General features: G+C 76.0%; 27 protein-coding genes. 5 read left to right on the top strand and 22 right to left on the bottom strand.

The annotated features are described in order from the left end of the window. Window positions 1–60: 60 nt before the first annotated feature. Window positions 61–1,029 (top strand): ABC transporter substrate-binding protein, encoded by a 969-nt coding sequence (locus BM158_RS02225; RefSeq protein WP_091554239.1) that lies wholly within the window; start codon window positions 61–63, stop codon window positions 1,027–1,029. On the opposite strand, the gene BM158_RS02220 is transcribed toward BM158_RS02225, so the two are convergent. Next, window positions 1,030–1,896, bottom strand: coding sequence for an alpha/beta fold hydrolase (locus BM158_RS02220; protein WP_091556180.1), 867 nt, complete (start codon window positions 1,894–1,896; stop codon window positions 1,030–1,032). A 43-nt stretch (window positions 1,897–1,939) separates the two neighbouring features. Here BM158_RS02220 and BM158_RS02215 point away from each other — a divergent pair, with 43 nt between their 5' ends. Further along, window positions 1,940–2,722, top strand: a complete 783-nt coding sequence (locus BM158_RS02215) for a DUF1275 family protein (RefSeq protein WP_165628811.1) — start codon at window positions 1,940–1,942, stop codon at window positions 2,720–2,722. A gap of 368 nt (window positions 2,723–3,090) precedes the next feature. Here BM158_RS02215 and BM158_RS21640 read toward each other — a convergent pair whose 3' ends face one another. Next, on the bottom strand, window positions 3,091–3,426 hold the full coding sequence (locus BM158_RS21640; protein WP_091554232.1) for a hypothetical protein: 336 nt from the start codon (window positions 3,424–3,426) through the stop codon (window positions 3,091–3,093). Between the two features lie 7 nt (window positions 3,427–3,433). On the opposite strand from BM158_RS21640, the gene BM158_RS02205 reads away from it, so the two are divergent. After that, window positions 3,434–3,832, top strand: coding sequence for a hypothetical protein (locus BM158_RS02205; RefSeq protein WP_131801960.1), 399 nt, complete (start codon window positions 3,434–3,436; stop codon window positions 3,830–3,832). 112 nt (window positions 3,833–3,944) lie between these two features. Here BM158_RS02205 and BM158_RS02200 read toward each other — a convergent pair whose 3' ends face one another. After that, window positions 3,945–4,151, bottom strand: coding sequence for a hypothetical protein (locus BM158_RS02200; protein ID WP_131801959.1), 207 nt, complete (start codon window positions 4,149–4,151; stop codon window positions 3,945–3,947). Window positions 4,152–4,274: 123 nt separating this feature from the next. Between BM158_RS02200 and BM158_RS02195 the strand changes: the two genes are divergently transcribed. Beyond that, window positions 4,275–5,999 (top strand): endo-1,4-beta-xylanase, encoded by a 1,725-nt coding sequence (locus tag BM158_RS02195; protein ID WP_165628810.1) that lies wholly within the window; start codon window positions 4,275–4,277, stop codon window positions 5,997–5,999. A 12-nt stretch (window positions 6,000–6,011) separates the two neighbouring features. Here the strand turns inward: BM158_RS02195 and BM158_RS02190 are convergent, their stop codons facing one another. The 8 genes from BM158_RS02190 to mftA form a co-directional block, all read right to left on the bottom strand. Beyond that, window positions 6,012–6,941, bottom strand: coding sequence for a vWA domain-containing protein (locus BM158_RS02190; RefSeq protein WP_165628809.1), 930 nt, complete (start codon window positions 6,939–6,941; stop codon window positions 6,012–6,014). Between the two features lie 60 nt (window positions 6,942–7,001). Then, complete coding sequence (locus tag BM158_RS02185; RefSeq protein ID WP_229827505.1) at window positions 7,002–7,952, bottom strand: AAA family ATPase; 951 nt, start codon at window positions 7,950–7,952, stop codon at window positions 7,002–7,004. A 53-nt stretch (window positions 7,953–8,005) separates the two neighbouring features. After that, window positions 8,006–8,842 (bottom strand): mycofactocin-coupled SDR family oxidoreductase, encoded by an 837-nt coding sequence (locus BM158_RS02180; protein ID WP_091554223.1) that lies wholly within the window; start codon window positions 8,840–8,842, stop codon window positions 8,006–8,008. Continuing rightward, window positions 8,839–9,675, bottom strand: a complete 837-nt coding sequence (locus tag BM158_RS02175) for a mycofactocin-coupled SDR family oxidoreductase (RefSeq protein ID WP_091554220.1) — start codon at window positions 9,673–9,675, stop codon at window positions 8,839–8,841. The genes BM158_RS02180 and BM158_RS02175 overlap by 4 nt, the downstream gene beginning before the upstream one ends. A gap of 154 nt (window positions 9,676–9,829) precedes the next feature. Beyond that, window positions 9,830–11,746 (bottom strand): mycofactocin system FadH/OYE family oxidoreductase 1, encoded by a 1,917-nt coding sequence (locus BM158_RS02170; RefSeq protein WP_091554216.1) that lies wholly within the window; start codon window positions 11,744–11,746, stop codon window positions 9,830–9,832. Window position 11,747: 1 nt separating this feature from the next. After that, entirely contained in the window at window positions 11,748–12,962 is a 1,215-nt protein-coding gene (gene mftC / locus BM158_RS02165) for a mycofactocin radical SAM maturase (protein ID WP_091554213.1), read from the bottom strand. Beyond that, window positions 12,959–13,291: a mycofactocin biosynthesis chaperone MftB gene (mftB, locus tag BM158_RS02160; protein ID WP_229827506.1), complete on the bottom strand. Its 333-nt coding sequence runs from the start codon at window positions 13,289–13,291 to the stop codon at window positions 12,959–12,961. The genes mftC and mftB overlap by 4 nt, the downstream gene beginning before the upstream one ends. A gap of 4 nt (window positions 13,292–13,295) precedes the next feature. Further along, window positions 13,296–13,406, bottom strand: a complete 111-nt coding sequence (gene mftA, locus BM158_RS02155; protein ID WP_091554209.1) for a mycofactocin precursor MftA — start codon at window positions 13,404–13,406, stop codon at window positions 13,296–13,298. Window positions 13,407–13,492: 86 nt separating this feature from the next. Between mftA and mftR the strand changes: the two genes are divergently transcribed. Beyond that, window positions 13,493–14,071: a mycofactocin system transcriptional regulator gene (gene mftR, locus BM158_RS02150; RefSeq protein ID WP_229827507.1), complete on the top strand. Its 579-nt coding sequence runs from the start codon at window positions 13,493–13,495 to the stop codon at window positions 14,069–14,071. A gap of 7 nt (window positions 14,072–14,078) precedes the next feature. Here the strand turns inward: mftR and BM158_RS02145 are convergent, their stop codons facing one another. The 11 genes from BM158_RS02145 to BM158_RS02095 form a co-directional block, all read right to left on the bottom strand. Beyond that, a complete protein-coding gene (locus BM158_RS02145; protein ID WP_091554204.1) occupies window positions 14,079–15,281 on the bottom strand; it encodes a cysteine desulfurase-like protein in 1,203 nt (400 codons plus the stop codon). Between the two features lie 94 nt (window positions 15,282–15,375). Beyond that, complete coding sequence (locus tag BM158_RS02140) at window positions 15,376–16,746, bottom strand: bifunctional 3-(3-hydroxy-phenyl)propionate/3-hydroxycinnamic acid hydroxylase (RefSeq protein WP_091554201.1); 1,371 nt, start codon at window positions 16,744–16,746, stop codon at window positions 15,376–15,378. Further along, window positions 16,743–18,521 (bottom strand): SpoIIE family protein phosphatase, encoded by a 1,779-nt coding sequence (locus BM158_RS02135; protein ID WP_191328575.1) that lies wholly within the window; start codon window positions 18,519–18,521, stop codon window positions 16,743–16,745. Before BM158_RS02135 ends, BM158_RS02140 begins: the two co-directional genes overlap by 4 nt. Before the next feature lie 111 nt (window positions 18,522–18,632). Further along, entirely contained in the window at window positions 18,633–19,223 is a 591-nt protein-coding gene (locus BM158_RS02130) for an Asp23/Gls24 family envelope stress response protein (protein WP_091554195.1), read from the bottom strand. Then, on the bottom strand, window positions 19,220–19,750 hold the full coding sequence (locus BM158_RS02125; RefSeq protein ID WP_091554193.1) for a DUF6286 domain-containing protein: 531 nt from the start codon (window positions 19,748–19,750) through the stop codon (window positions 19,220–19,222). The genes BM158_RS02130 and BM158_RS02125 overlap by 4 nt, the downstream gene beginning before the upstream one ends. Then, window positions 19,751–20,140, bottom strand: a complete 390-nt coding sequence (locus BM158_RS02120) for an Asp23/Gls24 family envelope stress response protein (protein ID WP_091554190.1) — start codon at window positions 20,138–20,140, stop codon at window positions 19,751–19,753. It abuts the gene before it with no gap. Further along, window positions 20,137–20,331 carry a hypothetical protein gene (locus BM158_RS02115; RefSeq protein ID WP_091554187.1) on the bottom strand — a complete coding sequence of 65 codons (195 nt, stop codon included), beginning with the start codon at window positions 20,329–20,331 and terminating at the stop codon, window positions 20,137–20,139. The genes BM158_RS02120 and BM158_RS02115 overlap by 4 nt, the downstream gene beginning before the upstream one ends. Window positions 20,332–20,348: 17 nt before the next feature. Then, on the bottom strand, window positions 20,349–20,576 hold the full coding sequence (locus BM158_RS02110) for a hypothetical protein (protein ID WP_091554184.1): 228 nt from the start codon (window positions 20,574–20,576) through the stop codon (window positions 20,349–20,351). Beyond that, window positions 20,573–20,899 (bottom strand): Asp23/Gls24 family envelope stress response protein, encoded by a 327-nt coding sequence (locus BM158_RS02105; protein ID WP_091554181.1) that lies wholly within the window; start codon window positions 20,897–20,899, stop codon window positions 20,573–20,575. The genes BM158_RS02110 and BM158_RS02105 overlap by 4 nt, the downstream gene beginning before the upstream one ends. Then, window positions 20,896–21,345: an Asp23/Gls24 family envelope stress response protein gene (locus tag BM158_RS02100; RefSeq protein ID WP_091554177.1), complete on the bottom strand. Its 450-nt coding sequence runs from the start codon at window positions 21,343–21,345 to the stop codon at window positions 20,896–20,898. The genes BM158_RS02105 and BM158_RS02100 overlap by 4 nt, the downstream gene beginning before the upstream one ends. A gap of 59 nt (window positions 21,346–21,404) precedes the next feature. Next, window positions 21,405–23,567, bottom strand: a complete 2,163-nt coding sequence (locus BM158_RS02095) for a putative bifunctional diguanylate cyclase/phosphodiesterase (RefSeq protein WP_091554174.1) — start codon at window positions 23,565–23,567, stop codon at window positions 21,405–21,407.

Here is a 23,567-nt window from a genome sequence, read left to right as displayed (position 1 = left end):
GCGGACTGTGCCGCACGCCCCGCCGACCAGGCGAACTTAGGTCACCCTTACCCTTCCGAGGTGCTCCGCGCCGTCGTCGTCCTGCTGGCCCTGGTCCTCACCGCGTGCTCGGCCGACCCGCCCCCGGACGCCGCCGCGGCGGCCGCACCCGTGTCCGGGGTGGCCCCGCAGGAGCTGCCCGGGGGGTACGGCTCGACCGCCGCCGACGGGGAGTTCCCCCGCGACGTCGTGCACTTCGGCGGGACGACGACCCTCCCGGCGGAGCCGCAGCGGGTGGTGGTCATCAGCACCGGCCAGCTGGACGGCGTCCTCTCCCTCGGGGTGGTCCCGGTGGGCGCCACCCAGGCCAGCGGCGCGGGCCTGGTCCCGGCCTACCTGGCCGACGCCTTCCCCGACGCCGACCTGACCTCCGTCGGCTCCGTCGGGCTGCGCCTGGAGCCCGACCTGGAGGCGATCGCAGCGCTGCAGCCGGACCTGGTGCTGGTCAACACGGTCGGCGCGGAACCGATCGGCGCGGCGCTGTCCGGGATCGCCCCGACCGTGGTCACCGAGGGCACCGGGGTGAACTGGCAGCAGGACCTGCTGCTGGTCGCCGCCGCGCTGGGCCGCACCGCTGCCGCCCAGGACCTGCTGCAGGACCTGCTGGACGACGCCGCGCAGGTCGGCGCGGGGTTCGGGGACGCGACGGCGTCGGTGGTGCGGGTCAGCGGCGACCGGACCCGGATCTGGGGCACCGGCTCCTTCGTCGGCAGCATCCTGGCCGCCGGCGACGTCGCCCGCCCGGCCGACCAGCGGTTCACCGGGACCTCGCAGGACCTCTCCGACGAGGAGCTGCAGCGCGCCGCCGGCGACCGCCTGTTCTACGGGGTGCAGGCCGGCGCCGAGGACGCGACCGCGCTGGCCAGCCCGCTGTGGACGGGGCTGCCGGCGATCGCGGACGGCACCGCGGTCCGGGTCGACGACGAGGCGTGGTTCCTCAACGCCGGCCCGGCCGCGGCCCGCGTGGTGCTGGACCAGCTGGCGGGGTGATCAGCCCGGCAGGTGGGCGCGCAGCCAGCGGACGACGTCGACGGTGACGGCGTCCCGGACGGTCTCGTTGACCAGCTCGTGCCGGGCCTCGGGGTAGAGGGTGGTCGTGACGTCGGTCAGGCCGGCGGCGCGGTAGCGGTCGCCGAGCGCGGTGACGTTGGTGCCGCCGCGACCGCCCACCGGGTCGCGGTCGCCGGAGACCAGCAGCAGCGGCAGGTCGTCGCGGACCGACGAGGGGTCGGCGGCGCGGCCGGCCTGGCCCAGGACGCCGCCGATGATGGCGTCCTCGGTGGGGAAGCCGCACAGCGGGTCGGCCACGTACGCGTCGACCTCGGCGGCGTCGCGGCTGAGCCACTCGAAGCCGGTGCGCGGCTTGAAGCCGGCGTTGAACGCGGCCAGGCCGGGCGCGTCGGCGGGCAGCCCCGCCAGCACCTCGCCGAGGCCGTCGAGGGTGGTGGAGCCGCTGAGCACGACGCCGGCGTAGCGGACCGGTTCGTCCAGCAGGGCCAGCTGCATGCCCATGGAACCCAGCGAGTGCGCGAAGGCGAACAGCGGCAGGTCGGGGTGCTGCTCGGCGAGCTGACGGGCGTGGGCGCCGATGTCGGCCACGAACCCGTCGACGCCGGCCGCGCCGAAGCTGCCCAGCGGCACCGCGTCGGACACCGAGGCGCCGTGCCCGCGGTTGTCGGCCGCGGAGACCACGAACCCGGCGGCGACCAGCGCCTGGGCGAAGCGGTCGTACCGGGGGCCGTGCTCGGCCAGGCCGTGCACCACCTGGACGACGCCGACCGGGGCGCCGGGGACGTCGTCCCAGGTGTAGGTGGCGATGGCCAGTCCGTCGGCCGGGGAGGGGAAGGAGGCAGGCATGCCCGCATCCTGGCCCGCGCCGGGGCGGGACGACGATGCGGGGGTGACCGCGCGACCGACGTCCGGCGACCTGCGCACCCGGCAGGTCCTGGTCGCGGCGCTGGCCGCGCTCAGCGGGGCGACCGACGCCGTCGGCCTGCTCGCGCTCGGCGGGGCGTTCACCAGCGTGATGACCGGCAACCTGGTGCTGCTGGGCACGGCGTCCACCACCACCAACGGTGCCCTGGCCCTCTCCTCGGGGACGGCGGTCCTCGCGTTCTGCCTCGGCGTCGCGCTGGGCACGCTGCTGGCCGGGACACCGCGGCGCGAGGACGGCGTGTGGCCGGCCAGGGTGACCGTGGCGCTGGCGGTGGAGGGCGCGCTGCTGGTCGGCTACGCGGCCGGCTGGTGGGTGACCGGCGCCGACCGCGGTGCCACCGCCGCACTGCTGCTGCTCGCGACCACCGCCGTCGCGCTGGGGGTGCAGAGCAGCACGGTGCAGCGGTTCGGGGTGCCGGGGTTGTCGACGACCTTCCTCACCGGGACGCTCACCGGGATCGTCGTCCGGCTGACCACCCGCCGTCCGCTGCGGGAGGTCCTGCCGGGCGTCCAGGTCGTGGTCGGCCTGGTCGCCGGTGCCGCCGCGGGCGCGGCGGTGGTGTCGGCCCTGCCCGGCGCGGCCCCGGCCCTGCAGCTGGCCCTCGTCGCGGTGGTGCTCGTCGTGGCGTCGCTGCGCTTCCACCGCGGACGTGCGGCGACCTCACCGGGACCGCACAGGGAGACCACCGCGGACGTGCAGGAACCGGGGGCACCGTCGGGTCCACCGACACCTGGAGGTCCCCGATGACGACGATCGTCGCGCTGCTCGCCTTCTTCGCCCTGCTGTCCGTCGCCGACCTGCTCCCCTCGGCCGTCCGCTGACCGGTAGCGACGCTGCGCGCGTTTCCGCGGAAACGCTCCCGGCCGCGCTCCCGCGGGAACACCTGCTCGTCGCCGAGATCGCGGCCGGGGACCTCGTCCGCGTGGGCGCGACGCCAGGAGCGGTCGTCCGGGCCTGTAGCCGACCTGCTGCCCGCTCAGTCGCGCTGCCACGGGCCGGTGAGCAACCACGCCGGCAATGCGCGAGGTTGCCCGCCCGCATGCGTTGCACGACGTCTCCGTGGAGACCTTGCCCGGGGGCCGGCGCATCCTCCCCCTGTCCCCGGACACGGCCGACTACCGGGACGTGCGCACGTCCGAAGACAGATTGACCTCGCGTTCGGTCCCGGTACCGGGGTGCGTAGTGGGTTGGTCGTCGGGCGAGAGCCGGCTGTCGCGCATGAGCGAGAACGTCTCTGCGCCGTCGCCCGGGACATCGGAGAGAGCAGAGGAGTGTGCGAACCGTAGGTTGCTGACCCCCTGCGGGCCGATCACGTACTCCTCCGCCTCCGTCTCAGCCTGCTCGATGGCCAGCTCGGCTGACGAGACGATCCACAGCGTGAGCCGCTCCTCGTCCGTGCCGTCCTCCCCGCCGGACGGGCTGCCAACGCCTGCGGGAAGGGCTCCTAGCATCGACCCTGTGCCTGTGCGCCTGCAGTTGCTGCCCTTGGTCGTGGCCAGCGCGACCTTGACGCTGGTGGGTTGTTCGTCCGGCCCGCAGGACGCCGAAGTCGGTGATTGCACGACCCGGCCCATCGAGCTGCTGGAGACGGTGGACACGCAGGAAGAACTTGATGAGGCACTCGCCGGTGACGGCACGGGAGCTGACAGCATCACGGTCGTCGACTGCGAGGACGATGGCGCCGAAGCCAGGATCGTGAAGGTCGTCCCAGGCGTCACCTTCGGCGAATCCACGGCGAACGCCGTTGCTCTCTGCCGCCTCGAGGACGATGAGCCGCAGGTGGACGATTCCGTCTGGTTGGGACCGTACAACGCTCCCGACAGCGAGGACACGCTCCTCTGCCTGCAGACCATCTGAGGCGCAGTGGCCGGTCTCGCCGTTGACGTAGACGGGCTGGCCCTGCTCGAACGCCGCCGCCGTGTCCGATGCGACCTCTCGGAAGGGGCGTCGTGCGGCACATCCCGCGGGCCTACCGGGACCGTTCGCCGTCCGTTCGCTCGACCCGCTGCGCTGAGGTGCGGATGACGGCCCGGACGAGGTAACCCGCGACGAGTGCACCGAGCAGGACCCAGAACCGGTCCCAGCGGGACACCTGCACCACGAGCTCCCCGACCAGGACGAGCACCAGTGGGAAGACCAGTTCATGCAGCTCACGACGAACGACCTGTGCGCGCATGCCCCACATTCCTACGGCAGCACCCACCTCGTCCACCCGCCCCCCGGCGAACCGCCTCGACAGGGCTCCGACGTCACCCCGTGACGGAGCGGGCGGACGCGGCACAGGCCCTAGGCTGCCGGCGTGCTCGGCGCTGCGGGACCCCCGTCACGGGGTCGCGCAGCCGGGCACGCCCGCGCGCTCGTCCCGCTGGCGTCGGCCGTGGCGCTCGCCCTCGCGGGGTGCAGTGCGCCCGCCGCGGCGCCGGGACGGGACGTCGTCGACCTGCTGCAGCAGGACTGGGGCGACGTCCCGGGGGTGACCGCCGACGGCGACGGTCTGCGGGTCACCGCGACCGGGCTGGGCATCGTCAGCCAGGACGGCGGGGACCGCCAGGCCAACCCGCTGCTCGACCTGGCCGGCACCCACCTGGTCGTCGACGGCGACTTCACCCTCGGCGCGCGGTTCGCCGACGTCACCGCCGATGCCACCTGGGCCGTCTACGACAGCCCGCCGGTCGTGGCGGACGAGTTCCGCATCGAACCGGCGGGCATCCGGCTCACCCTCGACGGCGACGACCTGCGGATCGCCGTCCTCGACGGCGCACCCCAGCAGGACGTGACCGACCCGCGCCCGGTGCTCGACCAGCAGGTCACGGTCCCCGGCCCCGCAGCCGAGGTCTCGGTGCGCCGGTCCGGGGAGCTGCTCGAGGTCGCGAGCGGCGGGGAGACGCTGGCCTCGGCGCCCCTCGGCGGGGTGTTCGGGTCGGGCGAGCTCTGGTTCGGGCTGTCCAGCGACGAGGGCACCTTCCGGGTCGCCTCGCTCACCGCCGCCGCGCCGGACGGGGCCTCGCTGCGCACCGCGGGCCCGGCGTTCGAGCAGGCCGAGCCGTCACCCGAGGGGCTGCAGGCGCTCGCCGCCCGCACCCGTCCCGACCTCCCGATCGGTGCGGCGGTGGCACTCGGCCCGCTCGCCTCGGACACGGACTACGCGCAGCAGCTGATCGGGGAGTTCGGCGCCCTCACGCCGGAGAACGCGATGAAGCCGCAGGCCCTCTCGCCCCTGCCCGGCGTGTACACGTTCGAGGAGGCCGACGCGCTGCTCGACGTGGCGGAGAGCCGGGGCATGGCGGTGCACGGGCACACGATCGCCTTCACCGAGGCCATGCCGCGCTGGATGCAGGAGCTGCCCACCGACTCCGCGGAGGACCGCGCCGCCAGCGCCGACGCGCTGCTGGGCTACGTCACCACCGTGGTGACCCACTTCCGGGGCCGGCTCGCCTCCCTGGACGTCGTCAACGAGCCGTTCGACGTCGACCAGGGGACCGACCTCCAGCAGAACGTCTGGTACCGGACCTTCGGGCCCGACTACCCGGTGGTCGTGTCCCGGGCCGTGCACGACGCCGACCCCGACGTCGCGCAGTTCGTCAACGAGAACGGGGCCGACGTGCCCGGCGAACGCCAGGACGCGCTGCTCGACCTGGTCCGCCGCACCAACGAGCTGGGCGGGTACGTCGACGGCGTCGGCCTGCAGGCCCACGTCTACGACCTCGGTACGGACGCCATCTCCGCCGAGGACCTCGCGACCACGCTCGACACCTTCGGGGCGGCGGGACTGCAGGTCCGCATCTCCGAGAACGACGTCACCGACGCCGAGGGGGCCGACGCCCAGGCCGAGCAGTACGCGACGGTGCTGACCACCTGCCTGGGATCACCCACCTGCGTCGCGTACACCACCTGGGGCGTGGACGACCGCTACGACTGGTTCGTCGACGACGACGGCGACCTGCGGCAGGGCCACGACCTCCTGTTCGACGACGGGCACCCGACGCCCGCCCTCGAGGCACTGCGGCGGGCGCTCGGCGGCTGAGCGCCGACCCCGCTACTCCGCGAACACCGCCGTCAGCGCGCGGGCGACGTCGGTGTGGTCGCGCACCAGCCGCACCCGGCCCCGGCCGACCGTCGCCAGGTCACGCCCGAGGTCGACGTCCTGCTCGCCCGAGGTGTCCAGCAGGACGTCCAGCCGCGGCAGCCGCCCGGCCACCAGACGGGGGTCGGGGCCGGCGTTGTGCACGCAGTCGGACAGCAGCAGCACCCGGGCGTCGCGCGGCGGCACCCCGGCCAGCAGCCGGCCGGCGGTCTCCAGCGCGAACGAGACGTTGGTCAGCCCCTGGGTCGGCACCCGCAGCAGCAGGTCCAGCACGGCCAGCGGCTCGACCGGCTCGCCCAGCGGCACCAGCACCGCGGCGTCGGACCAGAAGGCGACCACCCCGAGCGCGTCGCGGCCGAGCTGCCCCGCCAGCGCCCCCACGGTGGCCGCCGCCGTCCGCAGCCGTTCGCCCTTCATGGAGCCGGACACGTCCACGACCAGCACCACCGACCGGCGCCGCCGCAGCCGCTCCCGCACCACCACGTCGTCGTCCTCGGGCCAGGGCTTGCCGGCCAGCGCGTCGACGGTGCGGTCCAGGTCGAGCTCGTCGGAGCCGCCGGTCCAGCGCACGCTGGTCAGCTCCCCCACCCCGCGCCGGGCCCGCCGGTCGCGCGGCGGGCGCGGCACGGCCAGCCGCCGGGCGATCTGCCGGGCCCGCGCCCGGGTCACCGCGTCGGCCTCCGGCAGGGTCGCCAGGTCCGCCAGCGGGATGAGGTCGGCGGGCTCGTCGGTCGTCCCCGGCGTCGAACCGCCGCCGACCGCCTTCGCGCGCTGCCGCCGCCGGTCACCCGACGAGAGCGCCAGACCGGCGCCCCCGCGCGAGGGCTCGTAGGTGGCGGGCTGCTCGGTGAGCTGCTTGGGACGGCGGCGCAGCGGCCGCATGCCCCGCGGCGCCCCGGGCCGGTCCCGGCGGGTGACCGGCGAGTCGGCCTCGACCGTCCTTCAACCGGGCGCGGCGGCGGCCGGCTGCAGCAGGAAGTGGTCCTCCCAGATCTCGCGCAGCACGCCCTCCGGTGTCTGCTCGGCGATCTCGTCCAGGTGCACCCGGCCGCTCAGCGCCACCAGCATCGCGTCCCACACCACCGCGGTGTAGTCCTCGGGCAGCCCGCGCAGCTCGTCGGTGTCGGGGACGGCGACCCCGCGCATCGCAGCCAGCTGCGACGCCACCAGCGCGACGTCGATCGCCCCGCGCACGCTGCTGCCCTGTCGGACGTCGTCCCGCTCCCGCGTCGCCCGGGTCAGCGCCACGGCGTCGGCGACCAGCCGGCGCGCCTCGATGCCGGTCCGCCGGCCGACGATCCCGCGCTCGGCCTCGGCGTCCTGGTAGCCGACCGCCAGCCGGCACATCCGGTCCGACACCGACGTCGGCATCCGGGTCGTGCCCACCGCGTCGTAGGGGTTCATGCTCGCCACCACGCGGAAGGTGTCCGCGGCGCGCACCGTGCCCATCGTCGGCACCGTGACGGAGCGTTCCGCCATGGCCGTGAGCAGCGTGTTCAGGGTGTCCTCGGGCGCCCGGTTGAACTCCTCGACGTAGAGGAAGCCGCCGGTGCGCATCGCCTCGACCAGCGGGCCGGCCACGAAGTTGTCGGCGGTGTAGTCCTCCCGCAGCACCCGGGCCGGGTTGTGGTGGCCCACCAGCCGGGTCGGGGTGAGGTCGGCGTTGCCCTCGACGAACAGCAGCGGGATGCCCCACTCGCCGGTGATCGCCCGCAGCAGCGTCGACTTCGACGTCCCCGGCGGGCCCTCGATGAGCACGTCGCGGCCGGCGGCGACCGCGGCCAGCAGCAGGTCGGTCTCGCGCTCGCGGCCGACCAGGTGGGTGGCGACGCGCTCGCGCACGGCGCGCACGTCCGCCGCCGCGGACGACGTCGTCCGGTTGATCTCGTCCAAGGGAGTCCTGTCGTGAGGGGGCGGCGCGAGGTCGCCCCCGCGCCGCCCGGGGGTCACTTGACCGTGTAGCCGGCGTCGACCGGGAGGGTCACGCCGGTGATGTACCGCGCCTCGTCCGAGACCAGGAAGAGGATCGCGTTGGAGATGTCCACCGGCTCCACCCACGGGATGGGCAGGGCGTTGGTGGAGGTGAAGATCGGCTCGGCCTTCTCGCGGCTGGGCGACGGGTCGTCGGGGGCGAACAGCCCCCACGTCTTCTCGTTCTGGATCATCACCGTGTCCACCCCGGTCGGGTGCACCGAGTTGACCCGGATCGAGTGCGGCGCGAACTCGTTGGCCAGGGTGCGCATGACACCGACGACGCCGTGCTTGGCCGCCGTGTAGTGGATCGTGTTCGGCGTCCCCTTGAGCCCGGCCGTGGAGCTGGTCAGCACGATCGCGCCGCCGCGGCCGCCCTCGACGAGGTGCGGCAGGGCCACCTTGCAGGTGTTCCAGACCCCGGTCAGGTTGATGTCGATCATCTCCCGCCAGGCCTCGTCGGAGAGCTCCAGCGCGGGCTGGATCTCGAACACCCCGGCGTTGCCGAGCACGATGTCCAGCCGGCCCAGCTGCGCGACCCCGTCGTCCACGGCCGCCTTCATGGCCGCGACGTCGCGGACGTCGGCCTTGGTGGCCACGATCCGCCGGTCCAGCGCCTCGACCTGGCGCACGGTCTCCGCCAGGTCCTCCTCGGTCGCCGGCGGGTACATGCCGATCGAGTCGATCGGCCCGCAGACGTCGACGGCGATGATGTCGGCGCCCTCCTGGGCCAGGCGCAGCGCATGGCTGCGGCCCTGGTTGCGCGCCGCCCCGGTGATGAAGGCGACCTTCCCCTCGACCCGGCCCGTCACTTCTGCACCGACCCGGCGTCGACGGGCAGCTGGACGCCGGTGACGTACCGGGCATCGTCGCTGACCAGGAAGAGGATCGCGTTGGAGATGTCGACCGGCTCCACCCACTCGATCGGGAGCGCGTTCAGGGTCTTGAACGACTCGCCGGCCTCCTCGCGGGTGACCTCCGACGCCGCCTTGTCCGGACGGAAGAGCCCGTACGTGAACTCGTTGTGGATCATGTCCGTGTTGACCGAGGTCGGGTGCACGGAGTTCACCCGGATCATGTCCGGGGCGAACTCGTTGGCGAAGGTCTTCATGAGCCCGACGACGCCGTGCTTGGCCGCCACGTAGTGCGCCAGGTTGCCCAGGCCCTTGATGCCGGCCGTGGAGCTGGTCAGCACGATCGCCCCGCCCCGACCCCCGGCCCTGATGTGCGGGATCGCCGCGCGCACGGTCTTGAAGACGCCGGTGAGGTTCACCCCGACCATCTCGTCCCACATCTCGTCGGTGAGGTCCTCGACCGGCGCGAAGCTGGCGATCCCCGCGTTGGCCAGCACGATGTCCAACCGGCCCAGCTGCGCGACGCCGTCGTCCACCGCCGCCCCGAGCGCCGCGGTGTCGCGGACGTCGGCCTTGCTCGCGATGATCCGCCGGTCCAGCGCCTCGACCTGGCGGACCGTCTCGTCCATGTCGGCCTGCGTGGCCTGCGGGTAGCCGACGCTGGCCATGTCCTGCAGGTGGTCGACGGCGATGATGTCGGCGCCCTCCTGCGCCAGGCGTACGGCGTGGCTGCGGCCCTGGCCGCGCGCCGCGCCGGTGATGAAGGCGACCTTGCCCTCGAGCTTGCCCATCAGTGGTTCCTCTCGGTGTTCCCCCGCTACGGCTGTGACTGGTGCACAGGGCCCCGGAGGGCCGCGGCCTGGAGCCGCACGGGTCTCGGCTTCCAGGCGGCCGGGCCGCGCAGGTACCAGGGCTTGGCCACCCGGAGGTGGGCCAGGGCAGGGGTCACGGGGCGACCGCCAGCGCCGCCCGCCGGCCCTCGAGGACGGCGTCGAGCACCGTCCTCGGGGCGACGACGTCACCGGCGAACCGCGCACGGCCGGTGTCGGGCAGGGTCCGCCCGGGGAGCCGGTGCCCGGCGTCGACCACCGCGGCGCACGGGACTCGGATCTCGCCGCCGGGGCGAGGGATCCCCTCCACCACGGACGGAGCCGATGCGTGGGGGAAGGGCTCCCCTGCCTCGGCGGGGAAGGGAGCGGCGAACACCGGCTCGAGGACCGCCTCGGCGCCGTCCCATGACACCAGCCGGACGGCGGTCAGCCGGCGCACGCCCGCCCGGGCCAGCCGGCGGTTGGCGCCCACCAGGTCGCCGGCCGGGCCGAGCCGGGTGCCGACGACGTCGTCCGGCGTGGCCAGCACGACCGCGCGGCCGCCGGCGGCGAGCAGCTCGGCGACCCCGACCCCCACCGGCCCGCCGACCGGGTCGTGCACCAGCACCGGGCCCTCCGGGAGCGCCGCGCCGGCCAGCACGTCGGCCGCGGGGACGGCCCCGGGGACGGCGGCCGCGCCGGGCAGCCCGCCGGTGGCCACCACGTCGGCGTCCTCCGTCGTCCCCGCGGTGAACCGGACGCCGAGCCGGGTGCACTCGGCGGCGAGCCAGTCACCGAACCGGTGGAATCGATCCCGTCCCGGCGCAGCCGCCACCACGGGCAGCAGCCCGCCGACCGCGGGGGCCACCACCTCGACGTCGTGGCCGCGCAGCGCGAGCACCCGCGCCGCCTCCAGCCCGGCCGGCCCGGCCCCGGCCACCACCACCGGCCGACCGCCCGGGACGGGGACGTCGACGTCGGGCTCGGTGGTCTCGTGGCCGCTGCGCGGGTCGACCACGCAGCTGACCGGTGGGTTCCGGGTGTCGAGCACCTGGCAGGCCTGGTTGCACAGCAGGCACGGCCGCGGCGCCCGGCCGGCCCGGACGGCGGCGACGAACCCGGCGTCGGCGATCTGCGCGCGGGTCAGCTCCACCGCCGCGTACCCGGCGGCCAGGAGCTCCTCGGCGTGCGCGGGGTCGACCACCGAGCCCTGCGCGACGACCGGGGTGGCGCCCGCGGCGACGAGCAGTTCCACGTGGAACCCCGGCCGGCGGTGGGCGGTGGGCCGGTAGGCCTCGCCGTCCAGCGCGCTGCCGCGGACCAGGGTGAGCAGGTCGACCAGCGGGGCGAGCTCGGCGACCAGCGGGGCCGCGCCCTCGGGTGCCAGCCCGGCCCAGGGCGCCTGCTCGTCGACGCACAACCGCAGCGCCAGCACCCGGTCGGGGCCCTGCGCGGCGCGGACGGCGGCGAGCACCTCGCGCAGCAGCCGGGCGCGGTCGGTGCCGTACCCGTCGTCGCGGGTGTTGGTGAGCGGGGAGAGGAACTGGCGGAGCAGGGCGCGCGGGCCGGCGTCCACCTCGACGCCGTCCAGCCCGGCCGCGACGGCGGTGGCCGCGGCACCCGCGAAGCCTGCGACGAGGGCAGCGACCTCGGCGTCCCCCATCGGGACGGGGACCAGGCCGGTGACGACGTCGGGCACCCTGCTCGGCCCCCACGGCGGGGCCTGGGTCCAGGACGCCGAGCCCTGGCCGCCGGTGTGGGTCAGCCCGGCCAGCACCACGGTGCCGTGCGGCCGGCAGGCGTCGCCCACCGCGGCCCACCCGGCGGCGCAGTCGGCGGCCAGCGGCGCGCGCTCGTAGGGGTGGTCGGAGGGGTGCACCGAGGCGGCCTCGGTGACCAGCACGCCGGTGCCGCCGGCGGCCCGCCGCGCGTAGTAGGCGACGTGCCGCGCGGCGAGGCCGCGACCGGTCCCCAGGTTGGTCTCGTGGGGGCCGAAGAGCGTCCGCGAGGGCGCAGTCCTCCCCGCGAGGTCCCAGGGACCGGTCAGCGGCACGTCAGCGCAGGTCGAGCCCGGCCAGCGGCGACTCGTCGCAGATCTTCGCCGGGATGCTCGGCATGCCCAGCAGCGTGGGCTGCCCGCGCACCGGGCCCTTGTGGGAGTGGTCGATGTGCGACTTCGGCGTGACGAGGTCCAGGTCCCGGGCGGCCAGGGCGTTCTCGCCGTAGCCCTGCACGCACTCGGGGTCCGGGCCGTCCAGGGGCAGGCCGGTGAAGAACTTCGCCGCCATGCAGCCCCCGCGGCAGGCGTCGAAGTGCGCGCACTTGGTGCAGGCGCCGCCGGTCTGCGGGCTGCGCAGCTCGGTGAACAGGTCCGAGGTCTGCCACACCCGCTGGAAGCCGCCGGGGGACCGCACGTTGCCGGCGAGGAAGTTCTCGTGGATGGCGAACGGGCAGGCGTAGACGTCGCCGACCGGGTCGATCAGGCACACCACGCGCCCGGCGCCGCACAGGTTGAGCCCCGGCAGGGCCTCCCCGAAGGCGGACAGGTGGAAGAACGAGTCACCGGTGAGGACGCCGTCGCCGTTGGCCAGCAGCCAGTGGTAGAGCTCCTTCTGCTGGGCCATCGTCGGGTGCAGCTCGTCCCACACGTCGGCGCCGCGGCCGCTGGGCCGCAGCCGGGTGATGCGCAGCTGCGCGCCGAAGGAGTCGGTGAGGGCCTTGAACTCGTCGAGCTGCCCGGCGTTCTCCCGGGTGACGACGACGGAGACCTTGAAGTCCTTCATCCCGGCCTCGGCCAGGTTCTCCAGCGCCCGGATCGCGGTGGCGTAGGAGCCGGTGCCCCGCACCCGGTCGTTGACCTCGGCGGTGGCGCCGTCCAGGGAGATCTGCACGTCGACGTAGTCGGTGCGGGCCAGCTGCGCGGCGCGCTGCTTGTCCAGCTTGACGCCGTTGGTGGAGAACTTGACCCCGACGTCGTGGCCGATGGCGTAGTCGAGCAGGTGCCAGAAGTCCGGCCGCACGGTGGGCTCGCCGCCGCCGACGTTGACGTAGAAGACCTGCATCCGCTGCAGCTCGTCGATGACCGCCTCGGCCTCGGCGGTGGACAGCTCGCGGGGGTCGCGCCGCCCGGAGCTGGACAGGCAGTGCGCGCAGGCCAGGTTGCAGGCGTAGGTGAGCTCCCAGGTCAGGCAGATGGGGGCGTCCAGGCCGTACTCGAACTGGTCGATCAACCGGCCACCGGTGGGCCGCTGGGGCAGGACAGCCGTCACGGGGTCCTCCTTTCGATCATCTGGGAACGCGACAGGGTCGCCAGGGCGGTCACGTAGGCGGGGTGCTGGGCCTCGGGGACGTCGCAGGCCCGCAGGGTGGACGCGACGTCGGGGTGGGCCTCCAGGGCCTTGACCACCGCGACCAGCGGCTTCGACTTCAGGAACGACAGCTTGCGGTTGCCGAAGTGGTAGACCAGCGCGCCGAAGGGCTCCGGGCGCAGCGCCACCGACGGCGACTTCCGCCAGCCCACGGTGGGGTCGAAGGGGACCTCGTCAGCGGGGATCGTGACCGGGCCCGTGCCGGGCCCGGTCACGAGGGTGTCGGCCAACGGCTCAGTACACGCCGCACATGCCGTCGATGGAGACCTCCTCCACCAGGGACTCCTCGGTGAGGACCTCCTCGGCGGCGGGGGCGGGGGTCTCGGTCTCGGTCTGCTCCGGCACGGATGCCTCCTGGTGAGCTGGGTCACGGACACGGCCGACGCTAGTGGCACCCAGTGCCACCGGGCAAGAGGGGGATGATGCGCGTCGTGAGCGAACCCGCCACCCGCGAGGTGACCCGCGCCCGCATCGAGGCCGCCGCCCTGGAGCTGTTCGCCGAGCGCGACTTCGACGCCGTCACCGCCGACGAGCTCGCCGACGCGGCCGGGATCAGCCGGCGCACGTTCTTCCGGCACTTCGCCACCAAGGCCGACGCGGTGTGGGGCGACTTCCACGCCCACGTCGTCCGGCTCCAGGAGCTGCTGGCCGCGACGTCGGAGGACCAGCCGGTGCTCGCCTCCATCTGCGCCGCCTACGTCGAGGTCAACGACTACCCCGGCGCCGACCTGCCGCTGCTGCGCGAGCGGATGCGGCTGATCCTCACCGAGCCGGCGCTGCAGGCGCACTCGCAGGTGCGCTACGCCGACGTCGACCGGGTGGTCGCCGAGCACGTCGCCCGGCGCACCGGCTGCCGCCCCGACTCCCTCGTGCCGCGGCTGGTCGCGCTCTCGACCCGTGCCGCGGCGACCACCGCGTTCGAGGCGTGGCTGGCCGGCGAGGGCTCGCTGGCCGACGACCTGCACGCCGCCTTCGACCAGCTCGCCGGCGGGTTCCCCACCCTCCGCTGACCCGCCCTCAGGCCCGGGCGAGGAAGCCGCGCAGGCCCTCCAGCAGGCGGTCGACGTCCGCGTCGTCGCTGTAGGGGGCCAGACCGATGCGCAGGCCCCCGGTGTCGCCCAGGCCCAGCCGGCGCGAGCACTCCAGCGCGTAGAACGACCCCGCCGGGGCGTTCACCCCGCCTGCGGCGAGGTAGCGGTAGGCGTCGGCGGCGTCCCGGCCCTCGAAGGTGACCAGCAGCGTCGGCGTCCGGCGCTCGGCACGGGACCACAGGGTCACCCCGGGGAGCTCGCGCAGCCGGTCCTCGAGCGAGGCGCGCAGCGCGTCCTCGTGCTCCTCCAGCGCCGCCATGCCGGTCAGCAGCCGCTCCCGCCGGGTCGCGCCGGCGCCGAGACCGGCCAGGAAGTCCACCGCCGCGGTGGTGCCGGCCAGCAGCTCGTAGGGCAGCGTGCCCAGCTCGAACCGCTCGGGGACGGCGTCGGTGGAGGGCAGCAGCTTGTCCGGGTGCAGCGTCTGCAGGAAGGCCGGGTCGGCGACCAGCACGCCGCAGTGCGGGCCGAGGAACTTGTACGGCGAGCAGGTGAAGGTGTCGCAGCCCAGCTCGGCGAGGTCGACCGGGGCGTGCGCGGTCAGGTGCACGCCGTCCACGTGCAGCAGCGCCCCCGCGGCGTGCACCACGCCGGCGATCTGCGGCAGCGGCGGGCGGGTGCCGATCAGGTTCGACGCCCCGGTGACGGCGACCAGCCGGGTCGCGTCGGTGACCACGGCCGCGACGTCGGCGGCGGTGAGCTCGCCGGTGGCCGGGTCGAACTCCGCCCACCGCACCGTCGCGCCGGCCCGCTCGGCGGCCTGCACCCACGGGCGCACGTTGGCGTCGTGGTCCAGCCGGGTCACCACCACCTCGTCGCCGGGCCCCCAGCCGGCGGACAGCGTGCGGGCCAGGTCGTAGGTCAGCACGGTGGCGCTGCGGCCGAACACCACGCCGCCGGGCTGCCCGCCGACCAGGTCGGCCACTGCCTGCCGCGCGGCGCGCACGACGTCGTCGGCGTTGCGCTCGGCCTGCGTCGTCGCCCCGCGGTTGGCCATCGGGGCGACCAGGGCCGCGTGCACGGCGTCGGCGACCGGGGTGGGCACCTGCGTGCCGCCGGGGCCGTCGAAGTGGGCGGCGCCGCCCTGCAGCGCGGGGAAGTGCGACCGGACGGCGGCGACGTCGAAGCTCATGGGCCCGATCCTGCCCCGCCGTCCTCCTGCACCGGACGCCGTCCTCCTGCACCAGATCTCGCGAGGGAGGACGGACGTCGATCAACCTCCCTGATCAACGCTGGACGCGGGGGCCGACGGCGGCGACCACCCGGTCCGGGCGCACCAGCACCCAGCGGTCCCGCAGCGCCGGGCCCAGGTCGGGCAGCGCACCCCGGTGCAGCACCCGCGGCCGCGCCCCGCCGGGCAGCACCGGCAGCTCGGGCACCTCGGTGGAGCAGACCAGCAGCGCCCACCCGGGCCCGAGGACGTCGTCCAGCCGGCGGCCGCGGCGCAGCTCGACGTCGGGCACCGGCCGCCCCACGCCCCGGGACGGGCCGACCCGCGGACGGCGCACCCACGGCCCGCGGCGCAGCGGCGGGGTGCCGGCGGCCAGCAGCGTGCGGGGCAGCAGCCGCAGCACCACCCGGCGCACCCGGGCGGCGCGCGGGCCGCCGGCGGTCATCAGCCAGCCGGTGAACGCGGCCAGCCGGACCAGCGCGCGGGCGTGCGCGGCCCGCTCCCGGCCGTGGGTGTCCAGCAGCGCGTCGGGCGCCCCGGCGAGCACCGCGTCGACCTTCCACGCCAGCTGGTGCACGTCCCGCAGCCCCAGCCCGAGGCCCTGGCCGATGAACGGCGGGGTGAGGTGGGCGGCGTCCCCGGCGATCAGCACCCGCCCCGACCGCCAGCGCCGGGCCACCCGGGCGCCGTAGGTGTAGTCGGTGGCCCGCACGACCTCGCAGTCCTGCGCGCCGAACCGGGCGAGCTCGGCGGGCAGGTCGAGCGGCTGGCCGGTCACCCGGAACTCGGCGCGGTAGCGCCGTCCGGACACCGGCATGAACGTCGCCGCCCGGTCGGGGTCGCACACCTGGTGCACCCCCGGCCAACCGGCCAGCGGGGCGGGGGCCAGCAGGTCCACCACGTGCCAGCGGTCCGGGCGGGCCAGCTGCCGCCACCGGGCGCCGACCTCGCGGGCCACCACCGAGTGCGCGCCGTCGCAGCCCAGCACGACGTCGGCGGCCAGGGTGGACCGGTCCGTCTCGACCTGCGCGCCCCGCCGGGTGCGCCGGACCCGCTGCACCTCGACCCCGGTGACCAGCTCCACGCCGGCGGCGGCCGCCGCACCGCGCAGCAGCTGCTCCAGGTCGGGCTGGTGGAACATCGACGCGGCGCCCGGCTCGCGGGGGAACTCGGCGAGCACCCGGTGGTCGGCGTCCAGCAGCCGCAGCCCCGCCCCGGGCGCGCTGACCCGGGCGAACGCCTCGCCCACCCCCGCGTCGGCGAGCACCCGCCGCGCCTCGGCGTCCAGGTGCACCGCGCGGGGCAGCTCGGAGGGCCCGGTGCGCCGCTCCAGCACCTGCACGTCGTGGCCGCGGCGGGCCAGCAGCAGGGCCGCGGTCAGCCCCACCGGCCCGGCGCCCACGACCACCACCCGCCCGCGCGTCATGGCGCGGCGGCCACCTCCGCGGGGTGCCGGTAGACCAGCAGCGCGACGTCGTCCTCCTGCTCGTCCAGCAGCTGGTCGACCAGGACCGAGGCGAGCACGTCCGGGGACAGCGCCCGGCCCTCGACGACCGCGGTGACGGCGCGGGCGATGCCCTCGTCCAGCGCCTCGTGCCGCCGCTCGACCAGCCCGTCGGTGTAGAGCAGCAGGCTGTCGCCCGGCGCCAGCGCGACCTCGGCCTCCGGGCGGGCCAGGCCGGTGCGCACCGCCAGCGGCAGCGACTGCGCCCCGTCGAGCAGGCGGGTGCCGCCGTCGGCCCCGCCCAGCACGGCCGGCAGGTGCCCGGCGCTGCTGTAGCGCAGCGTGCCGGCGCGGCGGTCGACCACGGCGCAGAACACCGTGCTGCAGGCCGCGCCCTCGACCAGCTCGGCGAAGCGGTCGAGCGCGGAGAGCACCTGGGCGGGGCCGTTGGCCTCCAGCAGCAGGGCCCGGCCGGCGCTGCGCAGCTGGCCCATCACGGCCGCGGCCGGCAGGCCGCGGCCCACGACGTCGCCGACCACCACGCCGAACACCTCGTCGGCGAGCTCGACCACGTCGTACCAGTCGCCGCCCACCTCGAGGGCGCGGGCGGCCGGCTCGTAGCGGACGGCGAACCCCCCGGGCAGCTCGACCGGGCCGAGGATGGAGCGCTGCAGCGTCACCGACACCTCGACCGCGGCGCGGGCCACCTCGCGCTCGGCCTCGGCGCGCTCGGCCGACCGGCGGCGCTCGGCCTGGTAGGCCTGCGCGTCGGTGACCACGGCAGCGACCTGCCCGGCGACCAGCTCCAGGAAGGAGAGGTAGTCCTCGTCCAGCCGCAGCTGGGGGGCGACGCCGACGACCAGCACGCCGATCGGCGCGGACTGGCCGGCCACCACCAAAGGCAGCGCGACGGCCTGGTCGACGTCGGCGGGGGTGAGCGCGTCGGGCCGCGGCGGCACCAGCCCGGGCAGCCGGGCCGCGAGCCCCCCGGTGACCTGCACGGTGCCGGTGGTGATCGCCTCCCACGCCCAGTCGGCGACGCCGCCGGTGGGCAACCGGGGCACCAGCGGGGCCGGCGGCGGCCCGGACTGCCAGGTGGTGGCCGCCAGGTGCGCCGACCGGCCGTCGGGGTCGAGCAGGTAGACCAGGCCGAACGGGACGTCGTCGGGCGCGCGGGTGAGCGCGGCCATCGCCGCGTTCGCCGCGCGGTCGGTGTCGCCGTGCCGGGCCGCGCCGACCTCGGCGAAGGCCTGCAGCGCGGTCAGCCTGCGGGCGCCGAGCACCCGGCCCGTGGTGTCGCTGGTGGTGTTCAGCACCCCGACCACCCGGCCGTCGGGGTCGGTGATCGGGGAGTAGGCGAAGGTGAACCAGGTGGCCTCGTCGAAGCCGTGCCGGTGCATGAGCAGCGGCAGGTCGACGTCGTAGGTGGCGGTGCCCGCCAGCACGCCGTCCAGCCGGCCGCGGATGGTCGGCCAGAGCTCGGCCCACACCTCCGCGCACGGCCGGCCCATCGCCCACGGGTGCTTGTCCCCGAGGATCGGGGCGTAGCCGGCGTTGTAGACCATGACCAGCTCGGGGCCCCACATGACGAGCATGGGGAACGGGTTGTTCAGGCAGATGCCGACGGCGGCGCGCAGCGACTCCGGCCAGGTGCTCACCTCGCCCAGCGGGGTGGCCCCCCAGTCGGTGGCCAGCACCACCTCGCGGATGCCGTCGTCCAGCCCTGCGGTGAACAGGGTCGCGGTCTTCTCGGCCACCCGTCCCCCTCGTCCCCGCCCCCGGGTCCCGCGAGCTGACCCGATCATGCCCCACACCCCCGACAGCGGCAGGTCACCGGTCGGCCGTGTTCCGGGATCCCGGGGTCCGGTTCACGACAGGGGCCGTCCGGTGGCGCGCGGCAGGTCCAGCTCGACCCGGGCCGGCAGGCGGTCCAGCTCGAGGGCCTCCCGCGCCCTGGCCAGCACCTCCCCGGTGACCGCGCGGTGCACCTCCCCGGGGTCGGCGCGGCCGGCCAGCCGCACCCGCAGGTGCAGCCGCGGCGCCGCCGACGTGCCGGACAGGTGCGCCGAGGCGCGGGCCACGCCCGGCAGCGCCTCGACCTCCTCCTCGACCACCCGGGTCAGCGCGGCGCCGTCCAGCACGGTGCGGCCGCCGTCGGCGTCCTCCAGCCGGATGCGGGCCAGCCGGTCGGTGCGGGCCTGGAGCACCAGCCACCAGGCCGAGAGCCCGGCCACCGCCAGCCCGCCGGCCCCCACGACCGGCGCCACCCACCCCGCGGTCCCGCCGCCGGGCAGCACGGCCCGGTCGGCCCGGTCGGCGCCGAGCGCACCCAGGCCGAGCAGCAGGACGAGCACGCCGGCGGCGAGCAGCACCGCGCCCAGCACGGCGAGCACCACCCGGTTGACCCGGACCGCGCCGGGCGTGCGGGTCGCCGGGGCCAGCGCCGCGGGCCCGCTCACGCCGCCACCCGCTGCAGGTCGACGTCCAGCGCCGGCGCGGCGGCCAGGCCCAGGCCCGCCAGGGCCGCCGCTGCCCGCTCGCGCACCTGCGCCTCCAGCTCCGTGCTGTCCCGGAGCGCGGTGCGCACGGTGAGCCGCGCGGTCCGCCGGCCGACCCGGGAGCGGGTGCCGTCCACGCCGGGCACGGCGGCCACCGCCTGCTCCAGCGCCCGGCCGACGCCGCCGCGGGTGACCGCGGTGACCACGTCGGGCTCCTCGGTCGCCACGACGAGCAGGGTGCGGCGACGGGGGGCGAGCTCCGCGGCGAGCAGCAGCAGGCCCAGCGCCGCGAGCCCGGCGCCGACCGCCAGCACCCACGCCCCCGACCAGGTCTGCTCCCGCAGCCAGCGGGCCGCGCCCTCGTACGGCACGACCAGGTGGCCCGGCCGGCCGAGCAGGGCCTGCACCACCTCGGCGGCCAGCAGCACCCCGCCGCCCAGCCCGGCCAGGCCGAGCACGAGGGCCAGCACCCGGTCCACGCCGCGCACCTAGACCACCCTCCGCTGCTCCGGGGCCCGCTCGGGGACCAGCGCGCCGACCCGGACGTCGACCCGGACGTCGCGCAGGCCCAGCAGGCCGGTGAGCTGCTCGACCACCCGTGCGCGCACCTGGCGGGCGACCTGCCGCACCGGCGCGGGCCAGGCGACCGCCAGGTCGACCTCGACGGTGGCCTCGTCGCCGTGCACCCGGGCGGTCACCCGGGGCAGGTCGGCGGCGCTCACCGGCACGCCCAGCACGCGCCGGGCGCTGCCGGTGGCCAGGTCCACCTCGGCGGCGGCCGCGGCGGCCACCCGCTCGACCGCGCGGTCGGCGATCGTCGTCCGCCCGCGCTGCTCCGGCTCGGGCAGCGGCGGGACGGCCGCGGGCGGTGCGGTCACCGGTCGCGGCGGCGGCCGCGGTCGCCGGGGCCGAGGAGGGAGGACAGGTCGAGCTGGCCCTCCACCACCTTGCCGGCGACGAAGCCGAGCGCGGCGAGGACGGCGACGAGGACGAAGGCACCGAACCCGCCGAAGGCGCCGGCGAGGCCGAGCACCATCCCGACGAGCAGGCCGACCGTGCTGGGACGCATGGGGATCTCCAGGGGTGTCAGTCGAGACGGGAGGAGCGCTGCGCGGCGCGGCGGGCCCGGCGCAGCCGGCGCAGCAACCGGGCGGGGGCCGTCCGCCGGGTGGCGACGACGGTGACCGGCCCCGGGGTGGCGGTGGCGCCGGCCCGCAGCGCCGCGAGGCCGGCCACGAAGACCGCGGGGTCGCCGCCGACGTCCGGGTGGTGCGCCCGGACGAAGGCCCGCTCGGCCGCCCGGTCCCGGGTCACCGCCGGTCCTCCCCGGTGTCGACGTCCTCGACCCGCACGTCGACCCGCGACCCGGGTGCCGCGGTGGCCAGCGCGCTGCGCACCTGGCCGGCCACCTCGGCGACCGGCACCCCTGCCCGGCAGACCAGGTGCACCGCGACGTCCGGCGGGCCCACGGCGGTCTCGCGGACGACGACGCCGGTCACCCGCTCACCGGGCAGGTAGGTGCCGACGCCGCCGAACGGCCCGCCGGACAGGCCGGCGACGCCGGGGCAGGCCCGCACCGCCGCGGCGAGGACCCGCGGGTCCAGGCCGGCGACGAGGGCGGCGGCCGCCGTGGTCACCGGACCCGGCTGGGCACGGGCTCGGCGTCCTCGGTGTCGTCGGAGGGCAGGTGGATGTCGTCGACGGCGATGTTGACCTCGACGACCTGCAGGCCGGTCATCTGCTGCAGGCTCTGGATCACGTTGCGCCGGATCCCGGCCGCCACGTCGGCGATCGCGACGCCGTACTCGACGACCACGTCGATGTCGACGGCGGCCTGGGTCTCGCCCACCTCCACCGAGACGCCCTGGCTGACGTTCGGCCCGCCCGAGCCCGGGATCCGCTCCCGGATGGCCCCGAACGCCCGGGCCGCGCCGCCGCCGAGCCGGTGCACGCCGTGCACCTCGCGGGCCGCCATCCCGGCGATCTTGGCGACGACGGTGTCGGCGATCGTCGTCCTCCCCTGGCTGGAGACCAGCTCGGTGGAGGAGGTGGCGGCCGGGGCGGGCGTGCTGGGCTCGGTCATCGCGGTCCCTTCGCGGTCGGTGGAGTCGCTCCACCCACCGTGCCACGCCCCGCCCGCGGTCACACCTGGACGGCGACCCCCGGGGCCGGGGCCAGCAGCGCGGCGGCCTCCACCAGCGGCACGGGCTTGGACCACAGGTAGCCCTGGCCGTAGGTCGCCCCGGCCGCGGTCAGCCAGGCGGCCTGCTCGGGGCCCTCCACGCCCTCCGCGACGGTGGTCAGGTGCAGCGACTGGCCCATGGCGATGATCGCCTCAGCCAGGGACGCGCCCTGCTCGTCGCCGACGACGTGGTCGACGAAGGACTTGTCCACCTTGAGGACGTCGACCGGCAGGTCACGCAGGTAGGACAACGAGCTGTAGCCGGTGCCGAAGTCGTCGATGGCGATCCGGATGCCCGTGGCGCGCAGCTGGCCGAGCAGCGGGGCGACCACGTCGGCGCCGGCCAGCAGGGAGGTCTCGGTGATCTCCAGGACCAGCTGCTGCGGGGCCAGGCCGCTGTCGGCCAGCGCGTCGGCGACCAGCTGGACGAACCCGGGGGCGGTCAGCTGCGCGACGGCCACGTTGACCGACATCGCGATCGGCGGGCGGCCCGGCAGCTGCAGGGTCACCGCGGCGCGGCAGGCCTCCTGCAGCACCCAGGTGCCCATCGGCACGATCAGGCCCGACTCCTCGGCCAGCGGCACGAAGTGCACCGGGGGCACCAGCCCGCGCTCGGGGTGCTGCCAGCGCACCAGCGCCTCGAACCCGTGGACGGTGGGGACGGCGCCGTCGTCGGCGAGGGTGATGGTCGGCTGGAAGTGCAGCACCAGCTCGCCCTCGACCAGCGCCCGCTCCAGGTCGGCGCGCAGCTGCAACCTCTCCAGCGCCGCGGAGTGCAGGCAGGGCTCGTAGACCGCGGTGCCGTGCTTGCCGCCGTCCTTGGCCAGGTACATCGCCACGTCGACGTGCTGCAGCAGCTCCTCGCCGGTGACCCCCTCGGCCGGGGCGTCGGCCAGCCCGACGCTGGCGCTCACCGCGATGGTGTGCCCGTCGACGAGCACCGGCGCGGCCAGCCACTCGTGCACCCGGTCGGCCACCTCGCGGGCGCCGTCCAGGCCGGTGTCCTCCAGCAGCAGGGCGAACTCGTCGCCGCCGAGGCGGGCCACGGTGTCGCCCTCGCGGGCCACCGTGCGCAGCCGGGTGGCCACCTCGACCAGCAGCTGGTCCCCGACGGCGTGGCCCAGCCGGTCGTTGACGTCCTTGAAGTCGTCGAGGTCGCACAGGAGGACGGTGAGCTCGCGGTTGCCGCGGCGGCGCAGCGCGTGGTCCAGGCGGTCGGCGAACAGCCGGCGGTTGGACAGCCCGGTGAGCGGGTCGTGCAGGGCCTGGTGGGTGAGCTGCCCCTCGAGCTCGACCCGGGCGGTGACGTCGCGCAGGGTCAGCACGAGGCCGCCGACACCGGGGTCGTCGAGCAGGTTGGTGAAGGTCCCCTCGACCCGCACGGTGCGGCCGTCGGGGCGGGCCAGCCGGAAGCCGACCTCGGCGTCGCCGTCCGGCCGGGCGTCCAGCAGGGCGACCAGCGGCTCGGCGTCCCCGCCCAGCACGCGCTCGTGCAGCCGGGAACCCAGCAGCTCGGCGACCGGGGCGTCGAACATGCCCGCGGCGGAGTCGGTGGCGTAGGAGACCCGGCCGTCGGTGCCGAGCACGACGATGACGTCGGCGCTGCGCCGCACGAGGCTGGCCAGCCGGCCCTCGCTGGCGACCAGGGCGGCCTGCTCGGTGACCTCGGCCTGCAGCCGGCGGTGCCGGGAGACCAGGCGGCGGAACCAGACCATCCAGCCCACCGAGGCGATGACCAGCATGCCGGCGTAGGCCAGCCCGGCCTGGACGTCGAGCGCGGCGCTGTGGTCGGCGAGGTCCTCGGCCAGCGCGGTGACCTGGGACAGGGCGGCGCCGGGAGCGGCGTCGGCGGCGTCGCGGAGCACCTGTGCCTGGGCGTCGTCGGCCCCGGCGGCGGACAGCCGGCCGGCGAGGGCGGCCAGCTCGGCGGTGTCGCCGGCCTGGACGGACCCGACGGCCTGGGCGACGACGGCGCGCTGCTCGGCGACCGGGGTGGACCGGGCGTAGACGCCGAAGAGGAGCACGAACTCCACGCCGATGACGGCGAGGGTGCCCAGCAACGTCAGCAGGACGCGCCACGGCGACGCCTGCGGGGCCGTCGGCCCTCCCCCGTGCTGCTCCAT

Source organism: Klenkia taihuensis (assembly GCF_900112525.1).
GTDB classification, from domain to species: Bacteria; Actinomycetota; Actinomycetes; order Mycobacteriales; family Geodermatophilaceae; genus Klenkia; species Klenkia taihuensis.
This window is presented reverse-complemented; position numbering and strand designations above follow the sequence as displayed.